This is a genomic window from Streptomyces sp. NPDC048171, from assembly GCF_043202655.1.
Classification (GTDB): domain Bacteria; phylum Actinomycetota; class Actinomycetes; order Streptomycetales; family Streptomycetaceae; genus Streptomyces.
Window position 1 is genome coordinate 38259 of record NZ_JBIDAU010000009.1, and the last position, 25501, is coordinate 63759.

Annotated in this window: 26 protein-coding genes; 17 read left to right on the forward strand and 9 right to left on the reverse strand. The window is 70.7% G+C overall.

Going from position 1 to position 25501, the window contains the following annotated elements; translation table 11 throughout:
• Window positions 1-116: 116 nt before the first annotated feature.
• Window positions 117-1736, reverse strand: a complete 1620-nt coding sequence (locus ACGF3J_RS25080; protein ID WP_161328137.1) for a cytochrome bc complex cytochrome b subunit — start codon at window positions 1734-1736, stop codon at window positions 117-119.
• Between the two features lie 260 nt (window positions 1737-1996).
• Window positions 1997-2935, reverse strand: coding sequence for a 2-hydroxyacid dehydrogenase (locus ACGF3J_RS25085; protein ID WP_161328136.1), 939 nt, complete (start codon window positions 2933-2935; stop codon window positions 1997-1999).
• Window positions 2936-3113: 178 nt separating this feature from the next.
• Here ACGF3J_RS25085 and ACGF3J_RS25090 point away from each other — a divergent pair, with 178 nt between their 5' ends.
• From ACGF3J_RS25090 to ACGF3J_RS25110, 5 genes are all read left to right on the forward strand, one after another.
• Entirely contained in the window at window positions 3114-3878 is a 765-nt protein-coding gene (locus tag ACGF3J_RS25090) for a class I SAM-dependent methyltransferase (RefSeq protein ID WP_161328135.1), read from the forward strand.
• A gap of 148 nt (window positions 3879-4026) precedes the next feature.
• Window positions 4027-5289 (forward strand): NAD(P)/FAD-dependent oxidoreductase, encoded by a 1263-nt coding sequence (locus tag ACGF3J_RS25095; protein WP_161328134.1) that lies wholly within the window; start codon window positions 4027-4029, stop codon window positions 5287-5289.
• Window positions 5286-6029 (forward strand): PIG-L deacetylase family protein, encoded by a 744-nt coding sequence (locus ACGF3J_RS25100; RefSeq protein ID WP_161328133.1) that lies wholly within the window; start codon window positions 5286-5288, stop codon window positions 6027-6029. The genes ACGF3J_RS25095 and ACGF3J_RS25100 overlap by 4 nt, the downstream gene beginning before the upstream one ends.
• 76 nt (window positions 6030-6105) lie before the next feature.
• On the forward strand, window positions 6106-7206 hold the full coding sequence (locus ACGF3J_RS25105; RefSeq protein WP_161328132.1) for a long-chain fatty acid--CoA ligase: 1101 nt from the start codon (window positions 6106-6108) through the stop codon (window positions 7204-7206).
• Window positions 7206-8597, forward strand: a complete 1392-nt coding sequence (locus tag ACGF3J_RS25110; protein ID WP_161328131.1) for an aldehyde dehydrogenase family protein — start codon at window positions 7206-7208, stop codon at window positions 8595-8597. Before ACGF3J_RS25105 ends, ACGF3J_RS25110 begins: the two co-directional genes overlap by 1 nt.
• 5 nt (window positions 8598-8602) lie before the next feature.
• On the opposite strand, the gene ACGF3J_RS25115 is transcribed toward ACGF3J_RS25110, so the two are convergent.
• Window positions 8603-9238 (reverse strand): DUF5134 domain-containing protein, encoded by a 636-nt coding sequence (locus tag ACGF3J_RS25115; RefSeq protein ID WP_161328130.1) that lies wholly within the window; start codon window positions 9236-9238, stop codon window positions 8603-8605.
• Between the two features lie 229 nt (window positions 9239-9467).
• Between ACGF3J_RS25115 and ACGF3J_RS25120 the strand changes: the two genes are divergently transcribed.
• Both ACGF3J_RS25120 and ACGF3J_RS25125 read left to right on the forward strand, forming a co-directional pair.
• Window positions 9468-10364: an RNA polymerase sigma-70 factor gene (locus tag ACGF3J_RS25120; protein ID WP_161328129.1), complete on the forward strand. Its 897-nt coding sequence runs from the start codon at window positions 9468-9470 to the stop codon at window positions 10362-10364.
• A 120-nt stretch (window positions 10365-10484) separates the two neighbouring features.
• Window positions 10485-10982 carry an Ohr family peroxiredoxin gene (locus ACGF3J_RS25125; protein WP_393854875.1) on the forward strand — a complete coding sequence of 166 codons (498 nt, stop codon included), beginning with the start codon at window positions 10485-10487 and terminating at the stop codon, window positions 10980-10982.
• 27 nt (window positions 10983-11009) lie between these two features.
• On the opposite strand, the gene fdxA is transcribed toward ACGF3J_RS25125, so the two are convergent.
• Entirely contained in the window at window positions 11010-11399 is a 390-nt protein-coding gene (fdxA, locus tag ACGF3J_RS25130; protein WP_161328127.1) for a ferredoxin, read from the reverse strand.
• Between the two features lie 173 nt (window positions 11400-11572).
• Here fdxA and ACGF3J_RS25135 point away from each other — a divergent pair, with 173 nt between their 5' ends.
• The 3 genes from ACGF3J_RS25135 (at window position 11573) to ACGF3J_RS25145 (ending at window position 14901) form a co-directional block, all read left to right on the forward strand.
• Entirely contained in the window at window positions 11573-13303 is a 1731-nt protein-coding gene (locus tag ACGF3J_RS25135) for an FAD-binding protein (protein WP_346346064.1), read from the forward strand.
• A 146-nt stretch (window positions 13304-13449) separates the two neighbouring features.
• Window positions 13450-14196 (forward strand): SDR family oxidoreductase, encoded by a 747-nt coding sequence (locus ACGF3J_RS25140; RefSeq protein ID WP_161328126.1) that lies wholly within the window; start codon window positions 13450-13452, stop codon window positions 14194-14196.
• A gap of 108 nt (window positions 14197-14304) precedes the next feature.
• On the forward strand, window positions 14305-14901 hold the full coding sequence (locus tag ACGF3J_RS25145) for a YceI family protein (protein ID WP_161328125.1): 597 nt from the start codon (window positions 14305-14307) through the stop codon (window positions 14899-14901).
• Window positions 14902-14999: 98 nt separating this feature from the next.
• On the opposite strand, the gene ACGF3J_RS25150 is transcribed toward ACGF3J_RS25145, so the two are convergent.
• The gene (locus ACGF3J_RS25150) at window positions 15000-15266 is read right to left on the reverse strand and encodes a WhiB family transcriptional regulator (protein ID WP_161328124.1); all 267 of its coding nucleotides are present in this window, start codon (window positions 15264-15266) and stop codon (window positions 15000-15002) included.
• 382 nt (window positions 15267-15648) lie between these two features.
• Between ACGF3J_RS25150 and ACGF3J_RS25155 the strand changes: the two genes are divergently transcribed.
• On the forward strand, window positions 15649-16575 hold the full coding sequence (locus ACGF3J_RS25155; protein ID WP_202557924.1) for an RNA polymerase sigma-70 factor: 927 nt from the start codon (window positions 15649-15651) through the stop codon (window positions 16573-16575).
• 41 nt (window positions 16576-16616) lie between these two features.
• Here the strand turns inward: ACGF3J_RS25155 and ACGF3J_RS25160 are convergent, their stop codons facing one another.
• On the reverse strand, window positions 16617-17501 hold the full coding sequence (locus tag ACGF3J_RS25160) for an RNA polymerase subunit sigma (protein ID WP_161328123.1): 885 nt from the start codon (window positions 17499-17501) through the stop codon (window positions 16617-16619).
• Window positions 17502-17965: 464 nt separating this feature from the next.
• Between ACGF3J_RS25160 and ACGF3J_RS25165 the strand changes: the two genes are divergently transcribed.
• The gene (locus tag ACGF3J_RS25165) at window positions 17966-18217 is read left to right on the forward strand and encodes a hypothetical protein (RefSeq protein ID WP_161328122.1); all 252 of its coding nucleotides are present in this window, start codon (window positions 17966-17968) and stop codon (window positions 18215-18217) included.
• 189 nt (window positions 18218-18406) lie between these two features.
• Entirely contained in the window at window positions 18407-18961 is a 555-nt protein-coding gene (locus ACGF3J_RS25170) for a hypothetical protein (RefSeq protein WP_161328121.1), read from the forward strand.
• Window positions 18962-19004: 43 nt separating this feature from the next.
• Here the strand turns inward: ACGF3J_RS25170 and ACGF3J_RS25175 are convergent, their stop codons facing one another.
• Both ACGF3J_RS25175 and ACGF3J_RS25180 read right to left on the reverse strand, forming a co-directional pair.
• Window positions 19005-20360 (reverse strand): NAD(P)/FAD-dependent oxidoreductase, encoded by a 1356-nt coding sequence (locus ACGF3J_RS25175; RefSeq protein WP_161328120.1) that lies wholly within the window; start codon window positions 20358-20360, stop codon window positions 19005-19007.
• 94 nt (window positions 20361-20454) lie between these two features.
• A complete protein-coding gene (locus tag ACGF3J_RS25180) occupies window positions 20455-21189 on the reverse strand; it encodes an alpha/beta fold hydrolase (RefSeq protein WP_161328119.1) in 735 nt (244 codons plus the stop codon).
• Between the two features lie 223 nt (window positions 21190-21412).
• Between ACGF3J_RS25180 and ACGF3J_RS25185 the strand changes: the two genes are divergently transcribed.
• From ACGF3J_RS25185 to ACGF3J_RS25195, 3 genes are all read left to right on the forward strand, one after another.
• On the forward strand, window positions 21413-22321 hold the full coding sequence (locus tag ACGF3J_RS25185; RefSeq protein WP_161328118.1) for an RNA polymerase subunit sigma: 909 nt from the start codon (window positions 21413-21415) through the stop codon (window positions 22319-22321).
• A 184-nt stretch (window positions 22322-22505) separates the two neighbouring features.
• Window positions 22506-23027 carry a hypothetical protein gene (locus tag ACGF3J_RS25190; RefSeq protein ID WP_393854876.1) on the forward strand — a complete coding sequence of 174 codons (522 nt, stop codon included), beginning with the start codon at window positions 22506-22508 and terminating at the stop codon, window positions 23025-23027.
• Window positions 23028-23430: 403 nt separating this feature from the next.
• On the forward strand, window positions 23431-23916 hold the full coding sequence (locus ACGF3J_RS25195) for a MarR family winged helix-turn-helix transcriptional regulator (protein WP_237552470.1): 486 nt from the start codon (window positions 23431-23433) through the stop codon (window positions 23914-23916).
• Window positions 23917-23944: 28 nt separating this feature from the next.
• Here the strand turns inward: ACGF3J_RS25195 and ACGF3J_RS25200 are convergent, their stop codons facing one another.
• Complete coding sequence (locus ACGF3J_RS25200) at window positions 23945-24289, reverse strand: hypothetical protein (RefSeq protein WP_161328115.1); 345 nt, start codon at window positions 24287-24289, stop codon at window positions 23945-23947.
• Between the two features lie 324 nt (window positions 24290-24613).
• Here ACGF3J_RS25200 and ACGF3J_RS25205 point away from each other — a divergent pair, with 324 nt between their 5' ends.
• The gene (locus ACGF3J_RS25205) at window positions 24614-25483 is read left to right on the forward strand and encodes an alpha/beta fold hydrolase (protein ID WP_393854877.1); all 870 of its coding nucleotides are present in this window, start codon (window positions 24614-24616) and stop codon (window positions 25481-25483) included.
• Window positions 25484-25501 lie beyond the last annotated feature (18 nt).

Here is a 25501-nt window from a genome sequence, read left to right on the forward strand (position 1 = left end):
ATCGTGATCGGTCTTCGCGGCACGTTGTGTCGCGTTTTCACCTTTGAGACCGGAGACCCACCACATACGTGACATGGTGTGAAAGTGGTCTCCGTCCGTGTGCGTCGCCCAGCAATTCAGGACCCTTGCCGGTCGGCGATCTCCTCGTGCTCGGTCGCCGTGGGCTTGGGAATCTGCGTGCCGGGGCCGTGGAGGAAGCGGCTGAGCCCGGCACGCAGGCGCTGTGTGCTGCGGGCCACGGCACCGTCCCCGTCGCGCGGGGGTACGGCGTCCAGGGGCCGGTTCTGCTCGTGCGAGGTCAGTGTGTGCAGTCGGGCCGGGTCGAGGGGCTCGTGGACCTCGACGTACTCGCCGTGCGGCAGACGCTTGATGACGCCGGTCTCGCGGCCGTGCAGGACCAGGTCGCGATCCCTGCGCTGCAGTGCCAGCGCCATACGCTTGGTGACGACGAAGGCCAGGACCGGGACGACGAGGAGGCCGACGCGCACGGCCCAGGTCACGTCGTTGACGGACACATGCAGACGGGTGGCGATGATGTCGTTGGCGGCACCGATCAGGGCCACCGAGTAGACACTGAGCCAGGCCACGCCGAGGGCGGTGCGTACCGGGCGGTTGCGGGGACGGTCCAGCAGGTGGTGCTCGCTGTCGTCGTCCGTCGCCCAGGCTTCCAGGAACGGATAGGCCCCCATGGCCAGGAAGAGCAGCGTCCCGGCCAGCAGCGGCAGCAAGTTGTCCAGCGCCAGGGTGTGGCCCCAGAAGTCGATCTCCCAGCCGGGCATGACGCGCAGCAGTCCGTCGGCGACACCCATGTACCAGTCGGGCTGGGACCCGGCGGAGACCTGGTCGGGACGGAAGGGACCGTAGTCCCAGACGGGGTTGATCGCAGCGACGGCGGCCATGAAGAAGATCACGCCGGCCACGAGGAAGAAGTAGCCCGCGGCCTTCACGGCGTACGCCTTGGCCGGAAGACCGACGACGTTGTCGCGGGTACGGCCGGGTCCGGGGTACTGCGCGGGCCGGTGGCGCAGGGCCAGGACCACGTAGCCGACGATGAGGACGACCATGAGCGCGGGGATGACCAGGACGTGGAGGGTGTTGAAGCGGGCGATCAGGTCGTCGCCGGGGAACTCACCGCCGAAGAGGAAGAACGACAGGTAGGTCCCGACGACGGGGATCGACAGGATCGTGCCGTTCACGACCTGGAGGCCCGTGCCGGACAGCAGGTCGCCCGGCAGGTCGTAGCCGGTCAGACCCCCGAACATGGCCAGGACGAGCAGTCCGAACCCCAGCACCCAGTTCAGCTCCCGCGGCTTGCGGAACGCGCCGGTGAAGAAGACCCGCAGCATGTGGACGAGGACGGCGGCGACGAAGACCAGGGCCGCCCAGTGGTGGGCCTGGCGGACGAGCAGGCCGCCCCGGACGTCGAAGGATATGTGCAGGGTGGAGTCGAAGGCCTCCGAGACCAACTGCCCGCGCAAGGGGGCGTAGTCGCCCTGGTAGACGACGAGGTCGGAGGAGGGGTGGAAGTAGAAGCTCAGATAGACGCCGGTGATCAGCAGGATCACGAAACTGTAGAGCGCGATCTCGCCGAGCATGAACGACCAGTGGTCGGGGAAGACCATGCGCCGGACGGAGCGTGCGACACGACGGCGGCCCAGTCGGCTGTCCGCCCATCGGGCGAGCCTCTCCCCCGTGCGCTCCTGCTCAGGCTCCACCGGCCGGCTGTCGTGGCCCATCTCTTCACCCTTCGTTTCTGCGTCACCCGCAGCTCACCGGCGCCGCCGTGGGGTGGGGGGACGCCCCGCGGCGCCGGGAACACCGTCGGCACACGTTTGGCGCGACGAATCCGACTCGTCCGACACTGTGCTGTTCGGCATGATTCGTGTACTCCCGTCGTCAGCATGACCGGCGAGACGGTGCGGGTGTGACATGCGCGGCGCCCCCGGCAGGACCGCGGCGGGACGGCCCGCTGCGGCTTCCACCGCGGGACCGGGCGTCAGCGGGACACGACGTTCTCCAGCTCCTCACCCGCGGCGAAGCGGCTCAACTGGTGCCGGATGAGCTGTTCGAGGCGCGGCCACAGGGACGACGTGAACGCGCCGACGTGGGGCGTGATCAGCACGCCGGGTGTCTCCCGCAGCGGATGCCCGGGCGGGAGCGGCTCGGGGTCGGTCACGTCCAGCGCGGCCCGCAGCCGGCCCTCGTGGGTCTCCTTGAGCAGGGCGTCGGTGTCGACGACGGCCCCGCGTGCCACGTTGACGAGCAGGGCGCCGTCCTTCATGCGGGCCAGCATGCCCGCGTCGAGGAGCCGAAGGGTCTGCGGGGTCAGCGGGATGGACAGCACGACGACATCGGCGTCGCTCACGAGCCGGGGCAGGTGTGCGGCGGAGCGGACGGGGCCCCGGGGCGCGTCCCGGTCCGCGCCGGCGACACGGGTTACCGCGCATCCGAAGGGCACCAGGAGCTCCTCCAGCGCGGAGCCGACGGCGCCGTAGCCGACGATGAGCACGGACCGCCCGTACAACGACGGGAAGACCCCGGGTCTCCACGCCCCGCCGTGCTGGGCGCGGACCGACTCCGGTATACCCCGCAACGAGGCGAGGATCAGGGTCAGGGCCAGTTCGGCCGTGCTCGGAGCGGGGGCCGCGCCCGCGTTGCACAGGGTCACGGGGCGAGGCAGCCGGTCCAACTCCGCGCGCAGCTCGTCCGTGCCGGAACTCAGGGCCTGCACCGCACGCAGACGTGTCATGCGGGGCAGGGGTCTGCCGATGACATCGATCTCCTTGGTCAGCGGCGGGGCGTAGAACTCCACCTCCGACGGGTCCGACGGGAAGTCCGAACGGCCGTCCCAGCGGGCGTACTCCAGCCCCGGTGGCAGCTCGGTGAGCTCGGTGAACTGGGCGGGCAGCCATACCTGCGGGGTTCTCACGGTCATGACGGCGTGTTCTGCTTTCGCTCCGGGTTCCGCGAGTCGGAACCGGAGAACTGACTGCGTGTGCCACGCACTTGTGACAGCCCGTCCCCGTGACGGGCATCACCTCGGATCCGCCCGGACCGGCCCCTCGCGGGGCACCCTCTGTCACAGGCCCGGCTCACACGTTGTCTAGCTGGACATGCATCCCGTCATCACCGGAGCACCCGTGTCCCGGCCGGACCCGGACTCCTACGCCGTGACCGCCGAGTTCTACGACATCCTGCAGGCCGACCGGGACGCGGCACGCGTCCGCGAGCTCTACGGCCGGCAGGTCGCGCGGGCCCGTCTCGGCGTACTCGACATCGGTGCCGGAACCGGTCGGGTCACGCTGATGAGCCTGGCCGAATCCGCGGTCGAGGTACACGCGGTGGAGCCCGCGCGAGCCATGCGCACGTCCCTGCTCACCCGCCTCGCCACCCTGCCCGCACGTCAGCGCGAACGGGTGACCGTGCACCCGTACGCCCTGGACGAGGCCGCGCTGTACGCGGCCGCGGACGTCGCCGTGTGCCACAACACGGTCGCCTGTCTCCCCCCGGCCGCCCGGGACGGGCTGTGGCCCGCGATCCACGCGGCCCTGGCACCCGGGGGGACGCTCCTCCTGGAGCCGCCGCCCGCGCTGCTGCCCCCTCGCGACGTCGTGCGCCGCCTGCCGGAGCAGCGGGTGGGCGCGCACGTGTACGGCGGACGCATGACGATGTCCGCGTCGGGATACCGCATCCGCACCCGTGTCGACTACTGGGTGCGCAGCGGACGACATGTGCTGCGGGAGCACACGGAGTCCTTCTGGATGTGGCCCGTCTCGCGCACGCGGCTCATTGACGACCTGGCAGGCCACGGCCTCGTCCCGCTGCCGGACCACGACGATCCGCGAGTTCTGGCCGTGACACGGCCGGCCTGCCGGTGAACCGGAGGGCGAGGCGGGCGGCGAACTCCTGGAGCACGGAGTCCGGGTAAGCCCGTGCCACGGTGTCACAACGCATGTAGTCGCCCGGTCTGAAGGGTGACCGGACCACTCGGTCCGTGTCCGCCTCACAGACTGGGACGGGGATCTCATGCCGCGTGCGAAGACTTTCGTGATCGTCGGGGGCGGCCTGGCCGCCGGCAAGGCCGCGGAGGAACTGCGAGAGCACGGCCACGACGGGCCGCTTCTCGTGATCGGGGACGAGCGGGAACGACCGTACATCCGGCCGCCGCTGTCCAAGGGGTACCTGCTGGGCAAGGAGGACCGCGAGTCCATCCACGTGCACCCCGAGAACTGGTACCGGCAGCACGACGTCGATCTGCTCCTGGGCACGAGCGTGACGTCCGTCGACGCGCGTGGCCGGGCGGTGACACTGGACGGCGGCCGTCGAGTGCCCTACGCCGGTCTGCTGCTGGCCACCGGTTCCTCGCCGCGCCGCCTGTCGGTGCCGGGCGCGGACCTGGAGGGCGTGCTGTACCTGCGGCGCGTGGGCGACAGCGAGCGCCTCAAGGAGGCGTTCACCGAAGGCGCCCGGATCGTGGTGGTCGGTGGTGGCTGGATCGGTCTGGAGACGGCGGCGGCGGCCCGGGCGGCAGGCGCGGAGGTGACCGTGCTGGAGCGCGGTGAGCTGCCTCTGCTGAAGGTCCTGGGCCGGGAGGCGGCCGAAGTCTTCGCCGGTCTGCACCGTGACCACGGTGTGGACCTGCGCCCCCATGCCCAGATCGAGGCCGTCACCGGAACCGGGGGCCGCGTCGAAGGGGTCCGGCTCGCCGACGGAACCCACCTGCCCGCGGACGCCGTGGTCGTGGGGGTGGGCATCACGCCCAACGTCCGCCTGGCCGAGGAGGCCGGCCTCGAGGTGCGCGACGGCATCGTGACGGACGCTCATCTGCGGACCTCCGCCGCCGGTGTCCACGCCGCCGGTGACGTCGCCAACGCCTACCATCCCCGGCTCGGCCGGCACCTGCGCGTGGAGCACTGGGCCAACGCGCTGCACCAGCCCCGTACCGCCGCGCTGAGCATGCTCGGCCAGGACGCGGTGTACGACCGGCTGCCGTACTTCTACACCGACCAGTACGACCTCGGCATGGAGTACACCGGGTACGCCGAACCGGGCGGCTACGACCGCGTCGTCTTCCGCGGGTCGCGCGAAGAGCGGCGGTTCCTGGCGTTCTGGATGTCGGGCGACCGGGTGCTGGCCGGGATGAGCGTCAACCAGTGGGACGTGATCGGGACGATCCGCGCCCTGATCGAGTCGGGCGTGGAGACGGACGACGCCGCCCTCGCCGACCCCTCGGTCCCGCTGGAGAGCCTGCTTTCCCTCCACACGCGACCGGCGGGAGACCAGGCGTGACCGACAGCGCTCCCGCACCGCTGCGACCCATGCCGGACGACTGGCGGCGGGCCCTGGCCGTGGTGGCCCATCCCGACGACCTCGAGTACGGGTGCTCGGCGGCCGTGGCCTCCTGGGTGGCCGACGGCAGGGAGGTCACGTACCTCCTCGCCACCCGCGGTGAGGCCGGCATCGACACCCAGGATCCCGGACGGGCCGGCCCTCTGCGTGAGGCGGAACAGCGGGCCGCCGCCGCGGCGGTCGGTGTCCGCACGGTGGACTTCCTGGAGCACCGGGACGGAGTGATCGAGTACGGCGTCTCCCTGCGCCGCGACATCGCCGCCGCCGTACGGCGTCACCGGCCCGAGCTGGTGATCACACTGAACCACCGGGACACCTGGGCCACCGGGGCCTGGAACACCCCGGACCACGTGGCGGTGGGGCGCGCCGTCCTGGACGCGGCGGCGGACGCGGGCAACCGCTGGATCTTCCCGGAACTGGCCGAGCGGGGGCTGCCGCCCTGGAACGGTGTCCGCTGGGTGGCCGTCGCCAACTCGCCGACGCCGTCCCACGCCGTGTCCGCTGAGCCGGGCTTCGAGCAGGGCGTCCAGTCCCTGCTGCGGCACCGGACCTACCTCGAAGCCCTGACCGAGGAGGACCCCGAGACGTACGCGCGTCGTTTCCTGGGCGAGAGCACCGGCGTCCACCGCGCACGGTTCGGCGGCGCTCCCGCCGTCGCCTTCGAACTGTTCAGCCGATGACGGACGCCCCGGAGATCCAACCCCGTGCCCCCCACACCCGGCAACTGCACGAGCCAGTGCCGAGGAAGGACCCAGCATGATGTACGACTCCCCCGCCGTCCTGGACGCCGGACCGTCCGACGACGTGGATCCGGACGAGTTCGTGCGCGCCGCCGTGCGCTGGCACTTCGCACCGGAGACCGGCTCCCGCTACTGGCTGGAACGGGCCGAACGGCTCGCCTTCGATCCGCGGCGGGACGTCAGGGGCGTGGACGACCTCGCCCTCTTCCCCGACCTGACCGACGAACTGCGCGACGTCCCGGTGGCGGACCTGATCCCCCGGGGTTACGGCGGCGGCGCCCGGCTGCGCAACGTCTTCGACAGCGGCGGAACGACCGGCGCGCCCAAGCGGGTCGTCCAGCTCGACGACTGGGTGCGGCACAGCACCGCACAGGTCGACAGGCGTCTGCGGGAGCACGGCCTGCCCGTCGGCGCCCAGTGGCTGACCGTGGCGCCGACCGGTCCGCACCTGGTGGGGGACGTGCTGCAACGGGCTGCGGCGTCCCTCGGCGGCCCGGGAATGAGCATCGACATGGACCCCCGGTGGGTCAGGAAGCTGATCGCCGCGGGCCGCGACGACGAGGTCGAGTCCTACACCGACCACCTCGTCGCACAGTGCCGGCGGATCCTGCTGACCCAGGACGTCGGGGTACTCGCCGCCACCACTCCCCTGCTGGAGCGCTTCGCCCGCGAGGACGACCTCCTGGAGCGGATCAACGGTTCGGTCCGGGCGATCGTCTGGGGCGGCACCCACATGGACCCCGACACCCGTCATCTGCTGGCCACGGAGGTCTTCCCCGATGTGCCGCTGATCGGCATGTACGGCAACACCATGATGCTCACCGCGCTGCTCGAACGCGCCGGTCTCGACGCCTCGCAGCCCTGCGTCTTCGACCCGGTGTCGCCGTACGTGTTCCTCGAGGTCGTCGACCCCGTCACCGGGGAACGCGTCGAGGTCGGAAAGCGCGGCCAGGTGATCGTCAGCCACGTCAGCAAGTCCATGCTCATCCCCCACAACGCCGAGCGCGACACGGCCGTGCGCGTCCGGCCCGCGGAGGGTCAGGCGGGCGACGCCGTGGCCGACGTGGCTCCGGTGCCCACGGTGGAGGGTGAGACCGTGATCGAGGGTGTGTACTGATGGCCGCCACCGAGGTCGCGATGCCGGTGTACCTGGACGCCCTGGGCCCCCGCGGCCCCTACCGCACCCGTGTGCCGGACGTCGTGACGGATGTGTCCGGTGCCGAGGTGGCACGGCTCAGCCTGGTGCCGCCGGTGTACGTCGACCGGGCGCTGGCCGCGCTGCGCAAGGCGGGGCCGGTCCCGGCGGCCGGCCTGGACGCGCTCCTCGAGGCGGCCGCCGAGGAGTTCGCCACCGGCACCGTCGGCGGTTTGGGCGTGCGCGAGTACGAGTACCTGGTCAGCCGGACCTCCGGGATGCCGCTGACCGTGGTGCGGGACGCGACTCGCGGCACGGCGAGCTTCGTCGCCCGCGCCCGTGCCTCCGCAGAGCAGGGCAGGCCGCGCGGAACGGTCCGGGAGCGCCGCGACCCGTCTCTCGGGGCCGGGCATGCGGTGTGGGCCCGCCGGGGCGAGGTGTTCGCCGTCAACGCCTCCGGCAACCATCCGGGGGTCCACCGGTTGTGGCTGGAGGCGCTGGCCCTGGGCTACCGCGTGGCCGTACGGCCGTCGCGGCGCGAGCCGTTCACCCCGCACCGCCTGGTCGGCGCCCTGCACCGGGCGGGCGTCGGCCCGGACCGGCTGGCGTTGCTGCCCACGGACCACCGGACCGCGCAGTCGCTGATCCGCGGCGCCGACCGCGCGGTGGTGTACGGCGGTGACGAGGTCGTCGCCCGTTACGCCCACGACGCCCGCGTGCTGCCCCAGGGGCCCGGCCGGACGAAGATCCTGATCACGGCGGACACGGACTGGCGCGAGCACCTGGACACGATCGTCGCTTCCGTCGCCGACGAGGCCGGCACCGCGTGTGTCAACGCCACCGCCGTCCTCGTCGAGGGCGACCCGGCACCGCTGGCCGAGGCCCTCGCGGCGCGGCTGTCCCAACGGCCCGGTCTGCCGCCTCAGGACGCCCGGGCGGTTCTCCCGGTGTGCCCGCTGGACCGGGCCCTGGCCCTCGACTCCCACCTGAGGTCGGTGGCGGCGGGGACCCGCGCCTGGCTCGGCGGTGACGGCGTCGTCGACGACCTCGGGGACGGCAGTGCCGTCCTGCGGCCGGCCGTTCATCAGGTCGCCGGCGCCGGCGCTCCCCAGCTGGGGACCGAACTCCCCTTCCCCTGTGTGTGGGTGGCGCCCTGGGACCGCTCGGACGGCATCGCCCCACTGCGCGGGACACTCGTGCTCTCGGTCCTCTCCGGTGACCGTGCGCTGCTCGACGCGCTGGTGGCGGAACCCTCCATCGCCAATGTCTACGCCGGTGACCGCCCGACGTACTGGATGGCTCCGGGAGTGCCCCACGACGGCTACCTGTCGGACTTCCTGATGCGCGGCAAGGCCGTGGTCGGAATCGGGTGAGGCGGTCAGTGGGGCAGCAGCAGCATCACGGCCGTCCCCAGCGCCATCGCGCCGTCGCGCACGTGCCCGTACGGGTTCGTGGCGGCGGCGCGGTGCGCGTGGTCCGTGGCGGTCCGCAGTGCGGGCATGGGGTGCGTCAGCGACCGCAGGGCGCGGCAGAGGAGATACACCGTCAGTACGACGGTGACCAGGGTCGCCGTAGTCGAGGCGTCGGCAGCATGGCCGTGGGCCGCGGTGTGGTGCGCGACCGGGACGTCTGCGGCGGCCACGGTCTCCTGGGCGGCGGCGGAGACCGGGACGGTGCCGGACGGGGGCCGCGACATCCAGGCCATCGCCGCCATGCCGACGGCGGGCGTCAGCCGGTCGGCGGACACCACCGCCGTACGGGCGGTCAGCAGGAACCACAGCGCGGCGGCGGTGAAGAACACCGTCGCGGCCCGGCCGGACAGGGGCGGGCCGAAACTCCAGGGCATCGCGGCCATGGCCGTTGCCATGGCGCAGTGCAGGACGAGGTCCACGCGGTCACGGCGGCCCGCACCCGGTGACCGGACAGCGTGCCACAGCACGTGCAGGGCCACTACGGCGAACAACAACGTCAGCATGCCGTGCACGACATCGAGAGCCGACGTTCTGTCCGACACGGTGTGCCCCTTCCGGTCCCTTGCGGTTCGCTGTCCTGACCGGGTGCGCGATCGATCCGTGACAGGGCACGTCAGCGGGGCCGGCACCGACGACAGTGCGTGTCCAACGGTGGCCCGTTGCCACCGTGTGCCAACTGCGGGATCCGTGTGCACGCGTGTGCCCCTCCGCCGACGCGGGGGTACGCGCCCGCTTGTAGCATGGGGTGCACGAAGCCAGAAGGGATGTTCCATGCACGCTGGCGCCCCACCCGGCACCCTTGACCAGGCGACGAAGGACTTCCTCTCGGCGCGCCCGCAGCTCTTCGGTATCGCGTACCGGGTCCTGGGCAGTGCGGCGGAGGCGGAGGACATCGTGCAGGAGACCTGGCTGCGATGGCAGAGCACCGACCGTTCGAAGGTGCACGAACCGACCGCCTTCCTGACCACGATCGCCACGAGGCTGTCGATCAACGTGGCCCAGTCCGCGCGGGTGCGCCGGGAGGCCTACGTCGGACCCTGGCTTCCGGAGCCCGTCGACACCACGCAGGATCCGCACCTGGGCGCGGAGCGGGCCGAGGCCTTGGAGATGGCGGTCCTGCTGCTGCTGGAGAAGCTGAACCCCGTGGAGCGCACCGCCTACGTGCTCCGGGAGGCGTTCGACTACCCCTACGGACGGATCGCCGAAATCCTGGAGACCAGCGAGGCCAACACCCGCCAACTGGTGAGCCGGGGCCGCAAGCACCTGGCCGCCGAACGCAAGGAGGCCGTGACCCCGACGGCCCATCGGCGGCTGCTGGAGGTCTTCCTCTCCGCGGCGCGGACGGGCGACCTGTCGGGCTTGGAGGACGTGCTCACCGCCGACGTCGTCAGCTACACGGACGGCAACGGGATCCGCGGCGCGTCGAGGATCCCGGTCATCGGGCTGCCCCACGTCTCGCACTACCTCGTGGCCTTCGCTCCTCGCTTCTGGCCGCAGTCGGAGGTCCGGTGGGTCGAGGCGAACGGACGGCCGGCCGTTCTGGTCCTCTCCGACGAGAAGGCCGTCGCGCTGCTGACCGCCGACATCTCGGCGGACGGCATCGACCGGCTCATGTGGGTGATGAACCCGGCAAAACTGGCGCCCTACGTGGCCTCCCTGCGGGACTGACCTGCCGTCGCGGGTGCACGGCCGCCGACGGGCAGGCGTCACAACAACGGGCGCTCGTCGGTCATCCAGTCGTCCCGGACGTCTGCCGGGGCCGCGTACCGACGACACCGGAGTCCTGCCGTGACCGAGCGGATCAAGTTGCCCACCCTGTCGACCGAGAAGGATTTCGACGGGGAGGAGTTCTCGCCCATCTACACCACCACGGTGACGGTCCACGGTGGTGCGGCCTCGCACGGGCGGGCCTCCGGCCACGCACGCTCGGCCGACGGGGCCCTGGACCTCGACCTGCGGATGCCGGCCGAGCTGGGCGGTGACGGCCGGGGAACCAACCCCGAACAGCTCTTCGCGGCCGGTTTCGCCGCCTGCTTTCACGGCGCGCTCAGCCTGCTGGCGCGGCAGGAGGCGCTGGACCCCGCGGAGATCTCCGTCGTGGCGACCGTCGCCTTCGGCCGGGCCCCCGGGGACGGCGGCTATCTGCTGCGCGTCGATCTGGTGGTGCGGTGGCCCGGTGTCGATCCCGCGACGGCCGACGAGTTGATCGGGAAGGCCGACGCGTTGTGCCCCTATGCGCGCATGGCGTGGAGAGGAACGCCGACCACCATCACACTCGCCCCCTGACCGGGCACGCTCGGTGGCGGCGGCCGGTCAGGAGGGGAACCACAGATCCGCGTCGGCCGCTTCCTCCTTGCGGACGGTGAAGAAGGCGATCTCCTTCTTGTGCGGATCCCTCTGCGGAGGCAGTGCCTCCACCACCGGATGGTCGCCGACCGTGTCCCGCCGTGCGCGCGACGGGGAAGCCGCCTCGTCGAAGTACTCCGCGTTGACCGCGAGGTAGTGCGCCCAGTGCCGCGGAAGATCGTCCTCGTGGAAGATCGCCTCCACGGGGCAGACGGGTTCGCACGCGTGGCAGTCGACGCACTCCGCCGGGTTGATGTAGAGCGTGCGCGCGCCCTCGTAGATGCAGGCCACGGGGCATTCGGTGACACATGCCCGGTCCTTGATGTCTACGCAGGGCTGTGCGATGACGTACGTCATCCGTCTTCTCCTCTTCGGCCGTCGGACATCCACGGCGCCTTGGCGCACGGTCGTCGGGTTCGTCCGAATGACCGGTGACCCCGGCACGATGTGACACGCGCACACTGCCGATGTCACAAACCGCCGCCCGACGTGGTCCTAGTCAATGACCACCCAGAGCGACGGGAGCAAACGTGCCTCTCACCGAACAACGTCTTTCCACCGCGGTGCTGGTGATCGGTACCGGCGGTTCCGGCCTGCGGGCGGCGATCGAGCTGGCCGAGGCCGGCGTCGACGTCATCGCCGTCGGCAAGCGTCCCAAGGAGGACACCCACACGTCCCTGGCGGCCGGCGGCATCAACGCGGCCCTGGCCACGATGGACCCCGAGGACTCCTGGCAGCAGCACGCCGCGGACACTCTCAAGGAGAGCTACCTGCTCGGCGACCCCCGTACGGCGGAGATCGTCACCCAGGGCGCGGCCCTGGGCATCGACGACCTGGAGCGGTACGGGATGGCCTTCGCCCGTGAAGGGGACGGCCGCATCTCGCAGCGCTTCTTCGGCGCCCACAAGTTCCGCCGTACCGCCTTCGCCGGCGACTACACCGGCCTCGAGATCCAGCGCACCCTGATCCGGCGCGCGGTCCAGCTGGACATACCGGTGCTCGACAGCGTCTACATCACGCGTCTCCTGGTCAACGACGGTGCCGTCTTCGGGGCCTACGGCTTCGACCTGACCAACGGCACTCGCCACCTCGTCCACGCGGACGCGGTGATCCTCGCGGCCGGCGGGCACACGCGCATCTGGCGGCGCACCTCGTCGCGCCGGGACGAGAACACCGGCGACTCCTTCCGTCTGGCCGTCGATGCCGGGGCCCGGCTGCGCGACCCCGAGCTGGTGCAGTTCCACCCGTCCGGCATCATCGAACCGGAGAACGCCGCGGGCACCCTGGTCAGCGAGGCCGCCCGCGGTGAGGGCGGCATCCTGCGCAACGCCCTCGGCGAGCGGTACATGAGCCGCTACGACCCCGAGCGCATGGAACTGTCCACGCGCGACCGGGTGGCCCTCGCCTCGTACACCGAGATCAAGGAGGGCCGGGGCACCGCGAACGGCGGGGTCTGGCTCGACGTCTCCCACCTGCCCCGCCAGACGATCATGAACCGGCTGCCCCGGGTCTACCAGACGCTCCTCGACCTGCAGATGCTCGACATCACCCGTGAACCCATCGAGGTGGCCCCGACGGCCCACTACTCGATGGGCGGCGTCTGGGTCCGTCCCGAGGACCACAGCACCGACGTCCGCGGTCTGTACGCGATCGGCGAGGCCGCCAGCGGTCTGCACGGCGCCAACCGCCTCGGCGGCAACAGCCTGATCGAGCTTCTCGTCTACGGCCGTATCACCGGCCGGGCCGCGGCGGCCTACTCGGAGTCCCTCACCGCGCAGCCCCGGTCCGCGACCGCCGTGGCCGAGGCGCGCGCCGAGGTCGACGAGATGCTGGCCGCGGACGGCCCCGAGAACGTCCGGGCGCTCCAGCGCGCGATCCGCAACACCATGACCGAGCACGCCGGTGTCGTCCGGGACGAAGAGGGGCTGCGCGCCGGTCTGGCGGAGCTGGACGCGGTCGAGAAGCGCATGCTGAACGTCGGCGTCCATCCCGACATCGCCGGTTTCCAGGACCTGGCCCACGCCTTCGACCTCAAGTCGGCCGCCCTGGCGGCCCGCGCCACCCTCGAAGCGGCACTGGAACGCCGGGAGACCCGTGGTTGTCACAACCGCAGCGACTTCCCCGACATGGACCCCGCGTTCCGCGTGAACCTGGTCTGGTCTCCGACTACCGGAATCACCCACGAGCACATTCCCGACGTCCCGGACGAGGTCGCTTCTCTCATGGCGGACGTGTCCACCGACGGAAAGCTCGTCGAGTAACAGGCTTCCGATTACCGGAAAAGCCAGAACACCTGAACTCCAGTAGCGCCGGTACACCGATGAGCCGGTTCGCCTTGTCACAGACCGGGTGAGCATTCGGTCTTTTCTGGTGCAGGCGACAACGCATACCTCGAAGGGATATTCACATGAAGGTCGTAGTCATCGGCGGTACCGGACTGATCGGTTCCAAGCTGGTCGCCAAGCTCAACGAGCACGGTCACGAGGCGGTGCCGGCCGCTCCCAACACCGGTGTCAACACGCTCACGGGCGAGGGCCTGGCCGAGGTCCTGACCGGTGCGTCCGTCGTGATCGACGTCTCCAACTCGCCCTCCTTCGCGGACGACGCCGTCATGGAGTTCTTCCGCACCTCCACCACCAACCTCCTCAAGGCGGAGGCGGACGCCGGTGTGACCCATCACGTGGCGCTGTCCGTGGTCGGCACGGAGCGTCTCCAGGAGAGCGGCTACTTCCGCGCCAAGCAGGCGCAGGAAGGGCTGATCAAGGACTCGGGCATCCCGTACTCGATCGTGCACGCCACGCAGTTCTTCGAGTTCATGAAGGGCATCGCCGAGGCGGCGACCGACGGTGACACCGTCCGGCTGGCCCCGGTCAGGATCCGGCCCATCTTCTCCGACGACGTGGCCGCCGCCGTGGGCCGTACCGCGGTCGGCACCCCCGTGGGCGGGGTGGTGGAGGTCGCCGGCCCCGAGGAGTTCCAGCTGGACGAGCTGATCCGCAAGGGACTTGCCGCCAAGAAGGACCCGCGCCAGGTCGTGGCCGACGTGCACGCCCCGTACTTCGGCGCGGAGCTGCAGAAGACCACGCTGCTCCCCGGCCCGGACGCGCACATCGCCGAGACCCGGTTCGCCGACTGGCTCGCGCAGCAGCGCTGAGTCGTCGGGGGCGGGTCACTGAGCGGGGCCCGCACCCACCACACGGGGCCTGTCGTCCGCACCGCGGCGCGGCAGGCCCTTCTCGTCACAGAAAGCCGACTCTCCATCATGATTCAACGCGACAACGCCACTACCCCGGTTCTCGGTGCGCGCCCCGCCGTCACCGGTGTCTACACGATCGACCCGGTCCACAGCACGATCGGCTTCTCCGTCCGGCACGCCATGATCACCAATGTGCGCGGCCGGTTCGACCGCTTCGAAGGCCTTCTCGTGCTGGACGGCTCCGACCCGTGCCGTTCCAAGGCGTACGTGAGTGTCCAGACGGACAGCATGGACACGGGCGCGGCGGATCGCGACGCCCACCTCGCGGGTCCCGACTTCTTCGACTCCGCGACGTTTCCCCTGATGACCTTCCATTCCACCGGCATCATCCCGCTCGGCGACGACGAGTTCCGCCTCACGGGCAGCCTGCGCATCAAGGACATCGAACTTCCCCTGGACATCGACGTGGTCTTCGGCGGGGCCGGTGACGATGCCTTCGGCAACCACCGAGTCGGCTTCGCGGGCTCCGCCACCCTGCGGCGTTCGGACTGGGGGCTGGCCTGGAACACACCGCTCGACACGGGGGGTGTGCTCATCAGCGACAAGGTGACGCTGAACCTGGATGTCTCGGCCATACGGACGGAGCAGGAGGCGGCGGCCTGACGGACACCGATGCGGGTGGGCGGTGGTGGCCCCGGCTGGGAGCATCCCCCGCCCGCCCGCATCGGTGTCCGGCCGACGTCCGCGCGTCGTCCGGCCGCTCAGGCGGCGCTGTCCGTCGCGCGCGACGCGCGCACCGCACGCCGTCGCAAGGCGCGGCGCTCCCCTTCCGTGGTGCCTCCCCAGATCCCCTCGACCGGCCCGACGTCGAGGGCCCACGCCAGGCACTGCCGGGTGACGGGGCAATGGCGGCAGACCGCCTTCGCCTCGTCCGTCTGTATCACCGCCGGCCCGCTGTTGAGACCGCCGATCGGGAAGAAGAGATCGGGGTCCTCGGTCAGGCAGAGGCCTCTTACACGCCAATCCATGAATTGTCTCCTGTATGAGAAACGGATACCGGTTCGAGGGGGCAGCTCGTCGAACCAAGGTATTGCGGGAATAACTCGGGTTGCACAGCGTCGCTTTCACTGGAAGACCGGGCGGTCGATGCGAATGTGACATTCCGCCATGCCGCGTGTCAGCGGGGCGAGACCGCCTCCGGGCAGAGCCGTGCGCCGGTCAGCAAGATCCGTGAAAAAGTCCACGCAAAGGTGTAACGAAACGTCGGCGCCGCCGGTCGTCAGGAGCGAAGGTGAGCACCGCGCCCTGCCGATCCCTGAGTACGCCGGGCCGGCGCTCCGGCGGTCATGACGAAGAGTCGTCCGACCGCCTCCGCACACACCGGCACCAGAGAAACGGAGACCCGGGATCATGCATCCAGAGGCGACCCCCGTGGAAGGCGATCTGAGCGAGGCCGTTTCCGTCTTCGTCGAACTCCGGCCCCGCCTCTTCGGCATCGCCTACCGCGTGCTGGGCAGCGCGGTGGAGGCCGAGGACGTCGTTCAGGAAGTGTGGCTGCGCTGGCAGCGCACCGACCGCACCCTCGTGATCAGCCCCGTGGCGTTCCTATCGAGCACCACCACCCGGCTGGCCATCAACGTGGCCCAGTCCGCCCGCGTCCGCCGCGAGACCTACATCGGTCCGTGGCTGCCGGAGCCCGTCGACACCAGCAACGACCCGGAGGTCGGTGCCGAGCGGGCGGAGGCACTGGAACTCGCCCTGCTCCTGGTGCTGCAGAGGCTCTCCCCGACCGAGCGGGCCGCCTACGTCCTGAGGGAGGCCTTCGACTACGCCTACCCCGACATCGCGCGCATCCTGGGCCTCAGCCCCGTCAACGTGCGCAAGATCGTGAGCCGGGCCCGCAGACACCTCGCCGAGGACCAGCGGGACAGCGTCGACGCCGCAGAGCACCGGACGCTGCTCCAGACGTTCGTCGCCGCCGCCCGGCAGGGTGACGTCGCCGGCCTGGAGGCGCTGCTCACCCCTGACGCGGTCAGTCTGTCCGACGGCAACGGAATCCGGGGAGCTGCGCGGGTGCCCGTCCTGGGCCGTGCCCGCGTGGCGAACCTGTCCACCGCCCACCCGCGGTTCTGGCCCACGGTCGAGGCCGAACCGGTCGAGGCGAACGGACGCGGCGGCATCCTGATCCACCGGGACGGCCGACCCGCCACTTTCATGACGGTCGCTGCCACGTCCCGCGGCATCCACCAGGTGATGTGGGTCTTCAACCCGGCCAAGATCGCCGCATTCCTGAACTCCCGCACCCGTCACCGCTCCGTGCCCGCCCTCTGCGTCTGAGCAGGCCACGGATCTGGCTGTCAGCGGCGGAACGATGCAGGTCAGGCGCAGGCTCGGTTCCAGGAGCGCAACTTGTCGGGATTGAGCACGACCCAGACCTGTACGACTCGTGAGCCGGCCAGGTCGAGGCAGACCACGCCGGCGACCTGGCCGTCGTAGCGGGCGACGAGACCCGTGCGCCCGTTGACGGGACGGGTGTGCAGAGTGGTGCGCGGGTGCCGGGCCAGCAGGGTCAGAAGGCTCCGGGCGACCCGTGGGCCGCCTACGACGGGCTGTGTCAGTGTGCGGACCTTGCCTCCGCCGTCGTAGAACGCGACGGCATCGGGGGCCAGCAGGCCGGCCAGACGGTCCGCGTCCTCGTCGGCGCACGCCTGCCGTACGGCGTCGACCAGCGCCTCCTCGACGCGCGGTGGCGTGGGGCGTGCGGCCCTGAGCCGGAGGCTGTGCCGGGCTGCGTCCAATGGTTCGGCGTCCGCCGGTCCCGACCGGTCCCGGCCTGCCGGTCCAGCGGTGCTCACGGGTTCCGCGACGGCGCTGTCGAAGGCGTCGTTGAGTACGAGAGCCGCCCGCTCGGCGGGTGTGAGCGCCTCCAACGCCCCGGCCCACAGCGCGCCGAGGGCATCCTCCAGAGCCGGGTCGGACACTCCGAGGCTCCCCATGCCCACGGGAGCCCTCGGGTCCTGGCCGCGACCGGACAGGGTCAGTCGTGCCAGGGAGATGCTGCCCACGACACGGGTCAGCCAGGCCCGCGGGACGCCTATGCCCTCCCGCTGGTGCTCGGAGAGCGCGTACCACTCCCGGTACGCCTCGTCGGTCACGTGCTCGGCGACGGTGCCGCTGCCCAGCATCCAGTGCGCGACGTCCAGCAGGTGCCGCCGCTCGTCGAGCAGCTCCCCGATCGGCATGGTGTCGATCTCCGGCTCCATACCGTCTCCTCCTCCTGAACGACTCGTCCTCGTGACGACTCGCCTTCTGCATGCGGTTCCCGCACAGCGCGCCTGACTACGTTACCTGCGGTACCGCAACGGCCGCATCCATGTCCCCCGGGGGCTGCGCGGAAATCTTCCTCCCACACAACACCACACATCTTCACACGGTCACACTCTGTCCGACGTTGCATCCGGGGCAGTACAGCGTGTTGTGTCGTACGGGCAAGCCATGCGGTCCTCCTACCCGTGGCACCCACTCACACACCCCTTTCCCGAAAGGACTCAGCATGCCCCACACGACGCGTGCCGCAGCCGCCGGAGCCCACGTCGTCGGCCCCGCCGGCTGCCCACCACGGTCACGCGCGGACCTCGCACAGGGCTGTCACAGCGCTCGCCACTGTTCGGTCAATGCGATGTCGACGGTCCACGAGCCGACGGCACGAGCTGAGGAAGGACGAGGGATGTCCCGAAGCACTGACCGACAGACCGATCCCGCCGCCGCCACCGCGTCACTGGCGGCGGAGGCCGCCCTGCTCGAAGGGCGGTTGAGCCTGCTCCGAGAGGCGATCGACTCGGTGGACGCACGCATCGACGCGGTCTCCGAGACCCTGCGGCGACTGCAGCGCCCGACGACCGGGCCCACCGACGGAGAGACGCCCGAGGAGCAGGCGAGCGACACCGGGCCCGACCACTCGAAGCGGGGGCGTGCCTGACACAGCGGACGGGCGGGCCCGGTGGCGCGTTGTGACGGACATGGTCGTCGTGCCTCCGGCCCACCGCGCTCGCCGCCCGACGTGAGCCGTTTCCCGGCGGTACGGGTATCCTCCCCCGGTGGCGGGCCGAGTGACGGAGCCCGCATCGGGCGGCCCCGCCAGACCCAGGGGTGAGAACGAGAGGAACGCATGGTCTCCGTGACCCCCAAGGCTCGCAACATCGAGATCACCGCCGAGGGCCTCCAGGAGGACCTGACGCGTCTGGAGATCCAGAAGCAGGCACTGGAGCGGGAACTGGCCGCGGTCACCGCTCACCTCGGATCCGTGCAACGGGCCCTCAGCGCCCTGCAGGCCCTGATGCCGGAGTCCGTTCCCCCGGCCCCCGCGGCCCGTCCGGCGGACGTGGCCGCGGAGGTGCCGACGACGGTGGCACCCGCACCCGTGCCGTCCGCCGACGAGGCTGAGGACGGTGCCGGTGACGGTGACGGTGACCGTGCGGAGGACGCCTCCGGCGCCGGTGACGCCGACGGCTCGAAGTCGTACGGGAAGCTGACCGAACAGATCCTGACCTACTTCGCGGACGCCGGAAACACCGATGTCCGTGCCAGGGACGTGGCGTCCGCACTGGGCCGGGACACCGACAGCGGCACCATCAACGCGGTCCGGAGCACGCTCGACCGTCTGGTCGGCCAGTCCCGTGTCCGCCGGGTGGGCCGCGGTCTGTACCGCGCCGCCAAGCGCTGAGCCGCCCTGCCGTGTCCCCGGGCTCCACGGAGCCCGCGGGGGGTCATCCGGCGACGGCGTCCGCGTCCGTCGACTTCTCGCCTCGCCGGGGGTCACCGCTGGAGACGAAGGCCTCCCTCGGGTGCTGGACCGAGGCGAGGGAGATGACGTCGCGGCCGAAGAAGGCGGCAGTCACCCAGACGGTGAACACTCTTACCTTGCGCTCCCAGCTCGGTACGGCCAACACGTGGTAACCACGGTGCATCAGCCACGCCGGGAATCCCTTGATGACCAGACGCCGATACTGGAAGATGCCACGGCCCAGCCCGAGGGTGGCCACCACGCCGAGACTGCGGTGCACGTAGTCCTTGGCGGGCCGACCGCGCAGTGACGCCAGGATGTTCTTCGCCAGCCGCTTGCCCTGTCGGACGGCGTGCTGGGCGTTGGGCACCGTGCGGGCGTCCGGCCGGCCAGCGGCGAGATCGGGCACGGAGGCGTCGTCACCGGCCGCCCACACGTCCGCCACGACCTCGCTCTCCGTCCCGACGCGGAGATCCGCGCGCACCATCAGCAGACCTCGTGCGTCGACGGGGAGGTCGGTGTGGTTGTGCACGATCGGGTTGGCGGCGTTGCCCGCCGTCCACACGAGCAGCTCGGAGTCGAACTCCGATCCGTCCGACAGCACAACGCGACCGTCCTTCGCTGAGACGAGCTGGGTGTTCAGATGCACCCGCGCACCCCGCTTCTCCAACGAGCGCACCACCCACTCCCCCGGCCCGTCGGTGACCTCGGGCAGGATGCGCCCCCGTGCCTCGACCAGGTGGAAGGCGAGTTCCTCCGCACCGATCTCGGGATAGTGCTTGAGCAACGCGGTGGCCAGGCTCAGCAGTTCGCCGAACCCCTCGACCCCGGAGAAGCCACCACCGACGACGGTGGCGGTGAGCAGCCGACGGCGTTCGGGCCCGTGCGGCAGGGTCGCCGCGCGGTCGAAGGAGGTGAGCAGCCGGTCGCGGATCGCCACGGCCTCCTCGACGTGCTTGAGCCCGTACGCCTGGTCACTCAGTCCCGGGATCGGGAAGGTGCGTGTGACGGCCCCCGCGGTCATCACCAAGATGTCGTAGTGGAGGTCGAACTCCGGCCCGGACTGCGGCCGGACCGTCACCGTGTGCGCGCTGTTGCGGATCTCGGTGACCGCACCCGCGATCAGGCGGGTGCGGTGCAGGTGCCGCCGGAGCGAGACCGCGGCATGACGGGCCTCCACCGACCCTGCGACCACCTCGGGCAGGAACGGCTGGTACGTCATGTAAGGGCGCGGGTCGACGACGGTGACCCGGGCCTCGTCCCGCCGCAACTTCTTCTCCAGGCCCCACGCGGTGTAGAAACCCGCGTAACCGCCGCCCACGATCACGATCTCACGCACGGTGTCCTCTGTTTCTCTTGGCTTCACCCTTCAAGACCGGCCGGCACCGTCCCGTGTGACAGCACGGGGCGGTGCCGGCGTCCCCGCCCTGCGATCACGTGGCGGCGTGCGCGCTCCAGTGCTTCTCCAGGATCTCCGCGACCTCCGCCGGGCGCTGGAGCACCGGCCAGTGGTTGCAGTCCATCTCCACCACCTCACTGGAGTGCAGGGAGTCCCCCAGCCGGCGCCCGAACTCGATCTGGCAGGCGGGGTCCCGGGCTCCCCAGAAAACGACGCACGGCGCGGACACCCCGGACAGCTCCGGCTCCCACTCCGCTCCCATGGTGAGCGCCGACCTGTACAGCCTGAGCACCGCGTCCTTCATCGGCTCGTCCACGCGGCTCGCCATCTCCCTAGCCTGGTGGAGGGGTACGTCGAAGCCGGCCGCCACCTCCTGTGCGAAGGGCTCGGCACGCAGTTCGGCCATGTACCGGTCGCCCTGGACCGGGTCCTGCCAGATCCTGGCCAATGGGTGCCAGACATACCCGGCGTTGACCGGCCCGTTGCCTCCGGCCCAGGTACGCACGAGGTCGGGGCGCAGGGAGGCGACGCGGAGGGTGAGGATGCAACCCCAGTCGTGCCCGACCAGGTCCACCGGCTCACCGACCCGCTCCAGTCGCCGCACGAGCCAGTCGACGTACTCCTCCTTGGTGGAACCGAACTCGGCGGGGCGCTCGGCGCCGAAGCCGGGCAGGTCCCAGGCTTCCACGTCGGATCTGGTCAGATGACTGCGCACTCCGTCCCACACGTGGTGGGTGTCGGGAACGCCGTGGATCAGGATCGCGGGCATGGTGGACCTTTCTTCGGTGGGCGACGAGATCGCCTTCGGTCGGCGACGTCACATCGTGTCACACGATTGTGTCGCCCTTTCGTCCCCGTCACCGCCTCCGCTTTCGCCTCCGTCGCAGTCTCCTGTTGTCACATGATCCGTGCTTGGGCGGTCTGCTCTGCCGAGGGCACGGCCAGCCGACCGCGGTGGTGGCGTTGTGGTGCCGGTAGAGGAAGGACACCTCATGGGTGGAACCGGTGACACGACGCCGCTCGCGGAGCTGCTGGAGGAGCGACAGCATCTGATCGACGTCGCTCGCTGGATGCTGGGCGCCGGGACGACGGCCGAAGAAGCCGTCACCGAGACCTACCGGCGGTGGTTCGGCCTGACCGACGCCCAGCGATCCGGCATCGGCGATCCTCGTGCCTGGCTGACCAAGAGCACGGGCATCATCTGTCTGGCGCGCCTGTCCGCACCCGCAGGCCAACTGCCGGGCCCGGGCGGGGCGGGCGACGGCATCGGCATCGGCATCGAGCCCGACCGGGCTCTGTCGGAGGAGGTCAGCGACGTCCTGCTCAGCGCCCTGGACGCCCTCTCCCCGTCCGAGCGGGCGGTCTTCGTGCTGAACGACGTCTTCGCCATGCCCCCTCGGACGGTCGCCGACATCGTCGGGCGGACCCCGCACGAGTGCGCCGAGCTGGCCGAGAGCGCCCGCCGAAGCCTGCGTGCCGACGGTGCGCGTCCCACCCCGTCGGACCAGCACGACAGAATCGTCCACGCCGTCCGGCAGGCCTGCGTACTCAACGACACGCGGCATCTGGTGGCCCTGATGTCCCGGCACGCCGTCGCGTTCTTCGACGGCGGAGGCAAGATCCGGGCTCTGACCAGGCCGGTGCACGGCGACCGGCACGTCGCCCGGACCCTCCTCACCCTCCTCGCCCCCCGCCCCGGCACCGTCCTCCACCTCCAGGCGGCCAACGGTCGCACCGCGATCGTCGTGCGTCACCACGACCGGGTCGCCGCCGTCATCAGCTTCGACGTCACCGACCAGCGCGTCACACACGTGTGGGCCGTTCTGAACCCGGACAAGCTGCGCGGGTGGAACCGCCCCCGCCCGCCCGCCGACGGACACGGAGCGGTCCGGCACCTGTGAGGAGGCCGCCCGAGGGCGTCGACGGTCGGGAACTCGGTGCCCACTGTGTGCTCACCCGTTGCGCTTCCGCGTGTCAGTGGCAACAATTGGCAGGCGGGCTTCCATCAAATCGCCACCACATCTTCATCACAGCGACAATGGGACCCACCCGATGATGACGTTCCAGCACTCCTTGAAGGAAAACATGGTTCCGGCATCTCGCTCGACACGCGGCATCGAAGTGACGGCTGAGAGTCTCCAGGCAGATCTCGGCCGTCTGGAGCTGCAGAGGCGGGCGTTGGAGAGGGAGCTGGCCGCCGTCGTCGCTCATCTCGACACCGTTCAACGGGCCCTCGGGGCTCTGGAAGTCGCCATGGCGTCCCCCTCGGCGGCTCCGTCCTCGGAGGCTCCGGCCTCGGAAGCTCCGGCCTCGGAGGACGGAGCCGAGACCGCCGGCGGCGCTGCTCGGCGCCGAGTCCCAGGTCCGGCTCAGGCCGCGCCCCGGCCGAGAGCCGGCACGGAGCGCTCGTACGGCAGACTGACCGAACAGATCCTGGAGTACTTCGCACAGGTCGGCGACGCCGACGTGCGCGCCCGGGACGTGGCGGTGGCCTTGGGGCGTGCCACCGACAGCGGCAGCATCAACGCCGTCCGCAGCACACTCGACCGGCTCGTCGGCACCTCGCGTGTCCGGCGCAGCGGTCGAGGCCTCTACCGCGCCGGATGATCTCGGCTGCCCTCCGGCCGACGAGACTGGCCCCGGACGCCGACTCGCGGGGGATCGGTGGGCGCCCGGGGCACAGTACCCCCGCCAGGCTCTAAGTGGCAGGGGAGCATTCCCGGCGTCGTGTGTGGGGTGCCCAACCCAACGCCGTGAACACTGTGACGAGTCTACCGCAACTCACACGATCCGAAGACACCGTCATGGCCGTCTCGATCTTCCTCCATAACGGTGTGAGTTCGAGTGGCTCACCGGCTGGACGCACTGGACGCAAAGGCCCCTCCGGCGCTCCATACTGGTAGTCGTGAACGACCGGTGCGTGTCTCCCGACCTCTCCCCCTCAGCGGAGGATCCGGCGTCGCGATCCGCGGTCGAACCGTGCCCGGATCGTGGGGACAGTGTGGATTCCATGCTGCGCGAGTGGGAGGAACGCCGACCGGACGTGGACGTCTCCTCCAGCGAGGTACTCGCGCGACTGCTGCGCGCGGCTCGCCTGGCCGAGGAACTGTTCGAGGAGCGGCTGCGCCGTCAGCCCGGCAGGACCATCGCCAATGTCGGGGACTTCGACCTGCTGCAGACCCTGCGCCGGGCGGCTCCCGGGCACGCCCTGACACCGGGGCAGCTGATGCGGCACCTCGTGGTCTCCTCGGCCGGTCTCAGCGGCCGCCTCAACCGGCTGGAGCGTGACGGCTGGATCGTCCGGACCGCATCACCCGACGATCGGCGGCGCTCGCTGGTCAGGCTGACGGTGCAGGGGCGGCAGGAGTTCGACCGACGGCTGGAGGGTCACCTGGCGGTGGAGCGTGAGCTGCTGTCCGTGCTCAACGCGCGGGAGCGCGTCGTCGTCGTCGGCGCGCTGCGCAAACTGCTGCTCGTCCTCGAGGCGTCGGAGTGAGCCGGCGGAAGCGGTGGGGCCCAGCCGCTCAGCCAGCCGCCACCAGGACGAGGGAGACGAGCAGAACGATCGCGGTCGCCGCGAGTACGGCCAGCGCCACGCGGGACATCCGGCGCAGCCGGGCGTAACGTCTGGTGTGCCGCGCCTCCACCATCGTGATCTGCTCGGTGAGGTGATGGGCGATGGCGCGGGAGACCCTGATCTGCTCCTCGACGTACCACCACTCCAGGTCGGCCTTCTGTTCTTCGCTGAGTCCGGGCACGTGTGCGGCGAACTCCACCGCGCGGTGGTGAGCGGCCCGGCGGTGGGAGTCCCAGTACAGGTAGTCCTGAATGACCGTCAGGCCGCGCTCGGCCTCGTCCTTCGCATCCATTCCGTGCTCCAGCCATAGGTGCGCCGCCTCATGCCCACGACGCCGCGGCCACCCCTCGAGGGAAGCCACCGTGGTGACGCCCCGGCGAGCGGCAGATCGTGTCACACCATCGTATCTCTCGCTCGCGAGAGAGGGGACGGCGAGGCGCCACTCGGTCGTGACGGAGTGCATAACAGTGTGATCACTCGTTGTGTTCTTCCTTGCGAGGTTTCCGACCCTCACGGATCATGGGACGACGTGAAGCACACGCATCGGCCGGGAACTCTCCCGCGTACACCCGAAGATCCCTCCGCCCCCCTGTCTCCCGGCACGCACACGATCACGGTGCCGCACGGTCCCGCCCGCGTGGCACTGCGCTACCACGTCGCAGGCTCGGGCCCCGTGTGCCTCGCTCATTCGGGCGGACCGGGCATCGGCTGGGATTACCTGCGCATGCCCGGTCTCGAGGACTCCTTGACCATGGTCTACGTCGAACCGGTCGGCACGGGCGACTCCGGCCGGCTCCCGGATCCGCGCGAGTACACCGTGGCCACGTACGCGCACTTTCTGCACGCCGTCGCCCAGCACCTGAACGTGCCACGGTTCGCCCTGCTCGGTCACTCCCACGGTGGCTTCGTGGCCCAGCGGTACGCCCTCGACCACCCCGCACAGGTCACCGCCCTCGTTCTCTACGACACCTCACCGGTCGCGGACATGGAATTCTGGTCGGCGGCAGTCACCGCCATGGAACGGTTCGCGAAGGACCACGTCGAGCACCATCCGGAGGTCGCGGACTACGCCGCTACCCTCACTACGCGCCTCGGTCTGCTGGACGACGACGGCGCCACCGCCGTCCTGCGCACACTGATGCCGGCCTATCTCCACGACTACTGGGGCAGGGAATCCGAGTTCGCGCCCGCTCGTCGGACGCTGCGCATGTACGCGGCCCCCTCCCTCGGGGAGGAGTCCCCCTTCGACGTCCGGGACGAACTCCCCCTCCTCGCCCCACCGGCTCTGGTCCTGGCGGGGCGTCACGACTTCATCTGCGGGCCACGATGGGCCGCCCTGCTGCACGAGGGCCTGTGCAACTCCGAGTTGACGGTCCTGGAGGAGGCCGGGCACCTCGCGCACCTCGAGCAGCCCACACGGTTCGACGCCTCCGTCCTCGCGTTCCTCCATGCCCAGGGAGTCGTCCGCGAACCTCGGAACGCATAGCTCCGGCAGCCGGTCTAC

Bases quoted from the DNA above. Each gene is read 5' to 3' on its own strand.
- ACGF3J_RS25080 (WP_161328137.1), bottom strand. From the start codon at position 1,736: ATGGGCCACGACAGCCGGCCGGTGGAGCCTGAGCAGGAGCGCACGGGG.
- ACGF3J_RS25085 (WP_161328136.1), bottom strand. From the start codon at position 2,935: ATGACCGTGAGAACCCCGCAGGTATGGCTGCCCGCCCAGTTCACCGAG.
- ACGF3J_RS25090 (WP_161328135.1), top strand. From the start codon at position 3,114: ATGCATCCCGTCATCACCGGAGCACCCGTGTCCCGGCCGGACCCGGAC.
- ACGF3J_RS25095 (WP_161328134.1), top strand. From the start codon at position 4,027: ATGCCGCGTGCGAAGACTTTCGTGATCGTCGGGGGCGGCCTGGCCGCC.
- ACGF3J_RS25105 (WP_161328132.1), top strand. From the start codon at position 6,106: ATGATGTACGACTCCCCCGCCGTCCTGGACGCCGGACCGTCCGACGAC.
- ACGF3J_RS25110 (WP_161328131.1), top strand. From the start codon at position 7,206: ATGGCCGCCACCGAGGTCGCGATGCCGGTGTACCTGGACGCCCTGGGC.
- ACGF3J_RS25120 (WP_161328129.1), top strand. From the start codon at position 9,468: ATGCACGCTGGCGCCCCACCCGGCACCCTTGACCAGGCGACGAAGGAC.
- fdxA (WP_161328127.1), bottom strand. From the start codon at position 11,399: ATGACGTACGTCATCGCACAGCCCTGCGTAGACATCAAGGACCGGGCA.
- ACGF3J_RS25140 (WP_161328126.1), top strand. From the start codon at position 13,450: ATGAAGGTCGTAGTCATCGGCGGTACCGGACTGATCGGTTCCAAGCTG.
- ACGF3J_RS25145 (WP_161328125.1), top strand. From the start codon at position 14,305: ATGATTCAACGCGACAACGCCACTACCCCGGTTCTCGGTGCGCGCCCC.
- ACGF3J_RS25150 (WP_161328124.1), bottom strand. From the start codon at position 15,266: ATGGATTGGCGTGTAAGAGGCCTCTGCCTGACCGAGGACCCCGATCTC.
- ACGF3J_RS25155 (WP_202557924.1), top strand. From the start codon at position 15,649: ATGCATCCAGAGGCGACCCCCGTGGAAGGCGATCTGAGCGAGGCCGTT.
- ACGF3J_RS25160 (WP_161328123.1), bottom strand. From the start codon at position 17,501: ATGGAGCCGGAGATCGACACCATGCCGATCGGGGAGCTGCTCGACGAG.
- ACGF3J_RS25165 (WP_161328122.1), top strand. From the start codon at position 17,966: ATGTCCCGAAGCACTGACCGACAGACCGATCCCGCCGCCGCCACCGCG.
- ACGF3J_RS25170 (WP_161328121.1), top strand. From the start codon at position 18,407: ATGGTCTCCGTGACCCCCAAGGCTCGCAACATCGAGATCACCGCCGAG.
- ACGF3J_RS25180 (WP_161328119.1), bottom strand. From the start codon at position 21,189: ATGCCCGCGATCCTGATCCACGGCGTTCCCGACACCCACCACGTGTGG.
- ACGF3J_RS25185 (WP_161328118.1), top strand. From the start codon at position 21,413: ATGGGTGGAACCGGTGACACGACGCCGCTCGCGGAGCTGCTGGAGGAG.
- ACGF3J_RS25190 (WP_393854876.1), top strand. From the start codon at position 22,506: ATGGTTCCGGCATCTCGCTCGACACGCGGCATCGAAGTGACGGCTGAG.
- ACGF3J_RS25195 (WP_237552470.1), top strand. From the start codon at position 23,431: ATGCTGCGCGAGTGGGAGGAACGCCGACCGGACGTGGACGTCTCCTCC.
- ACGF3J_RS25200 (WP_161328115.1), bottom strand. From the start codon at position 24,289: ATGGATGCGAAGGACGAGGCCGAGCGCGGCCTGACGGTCATTCAGGAC.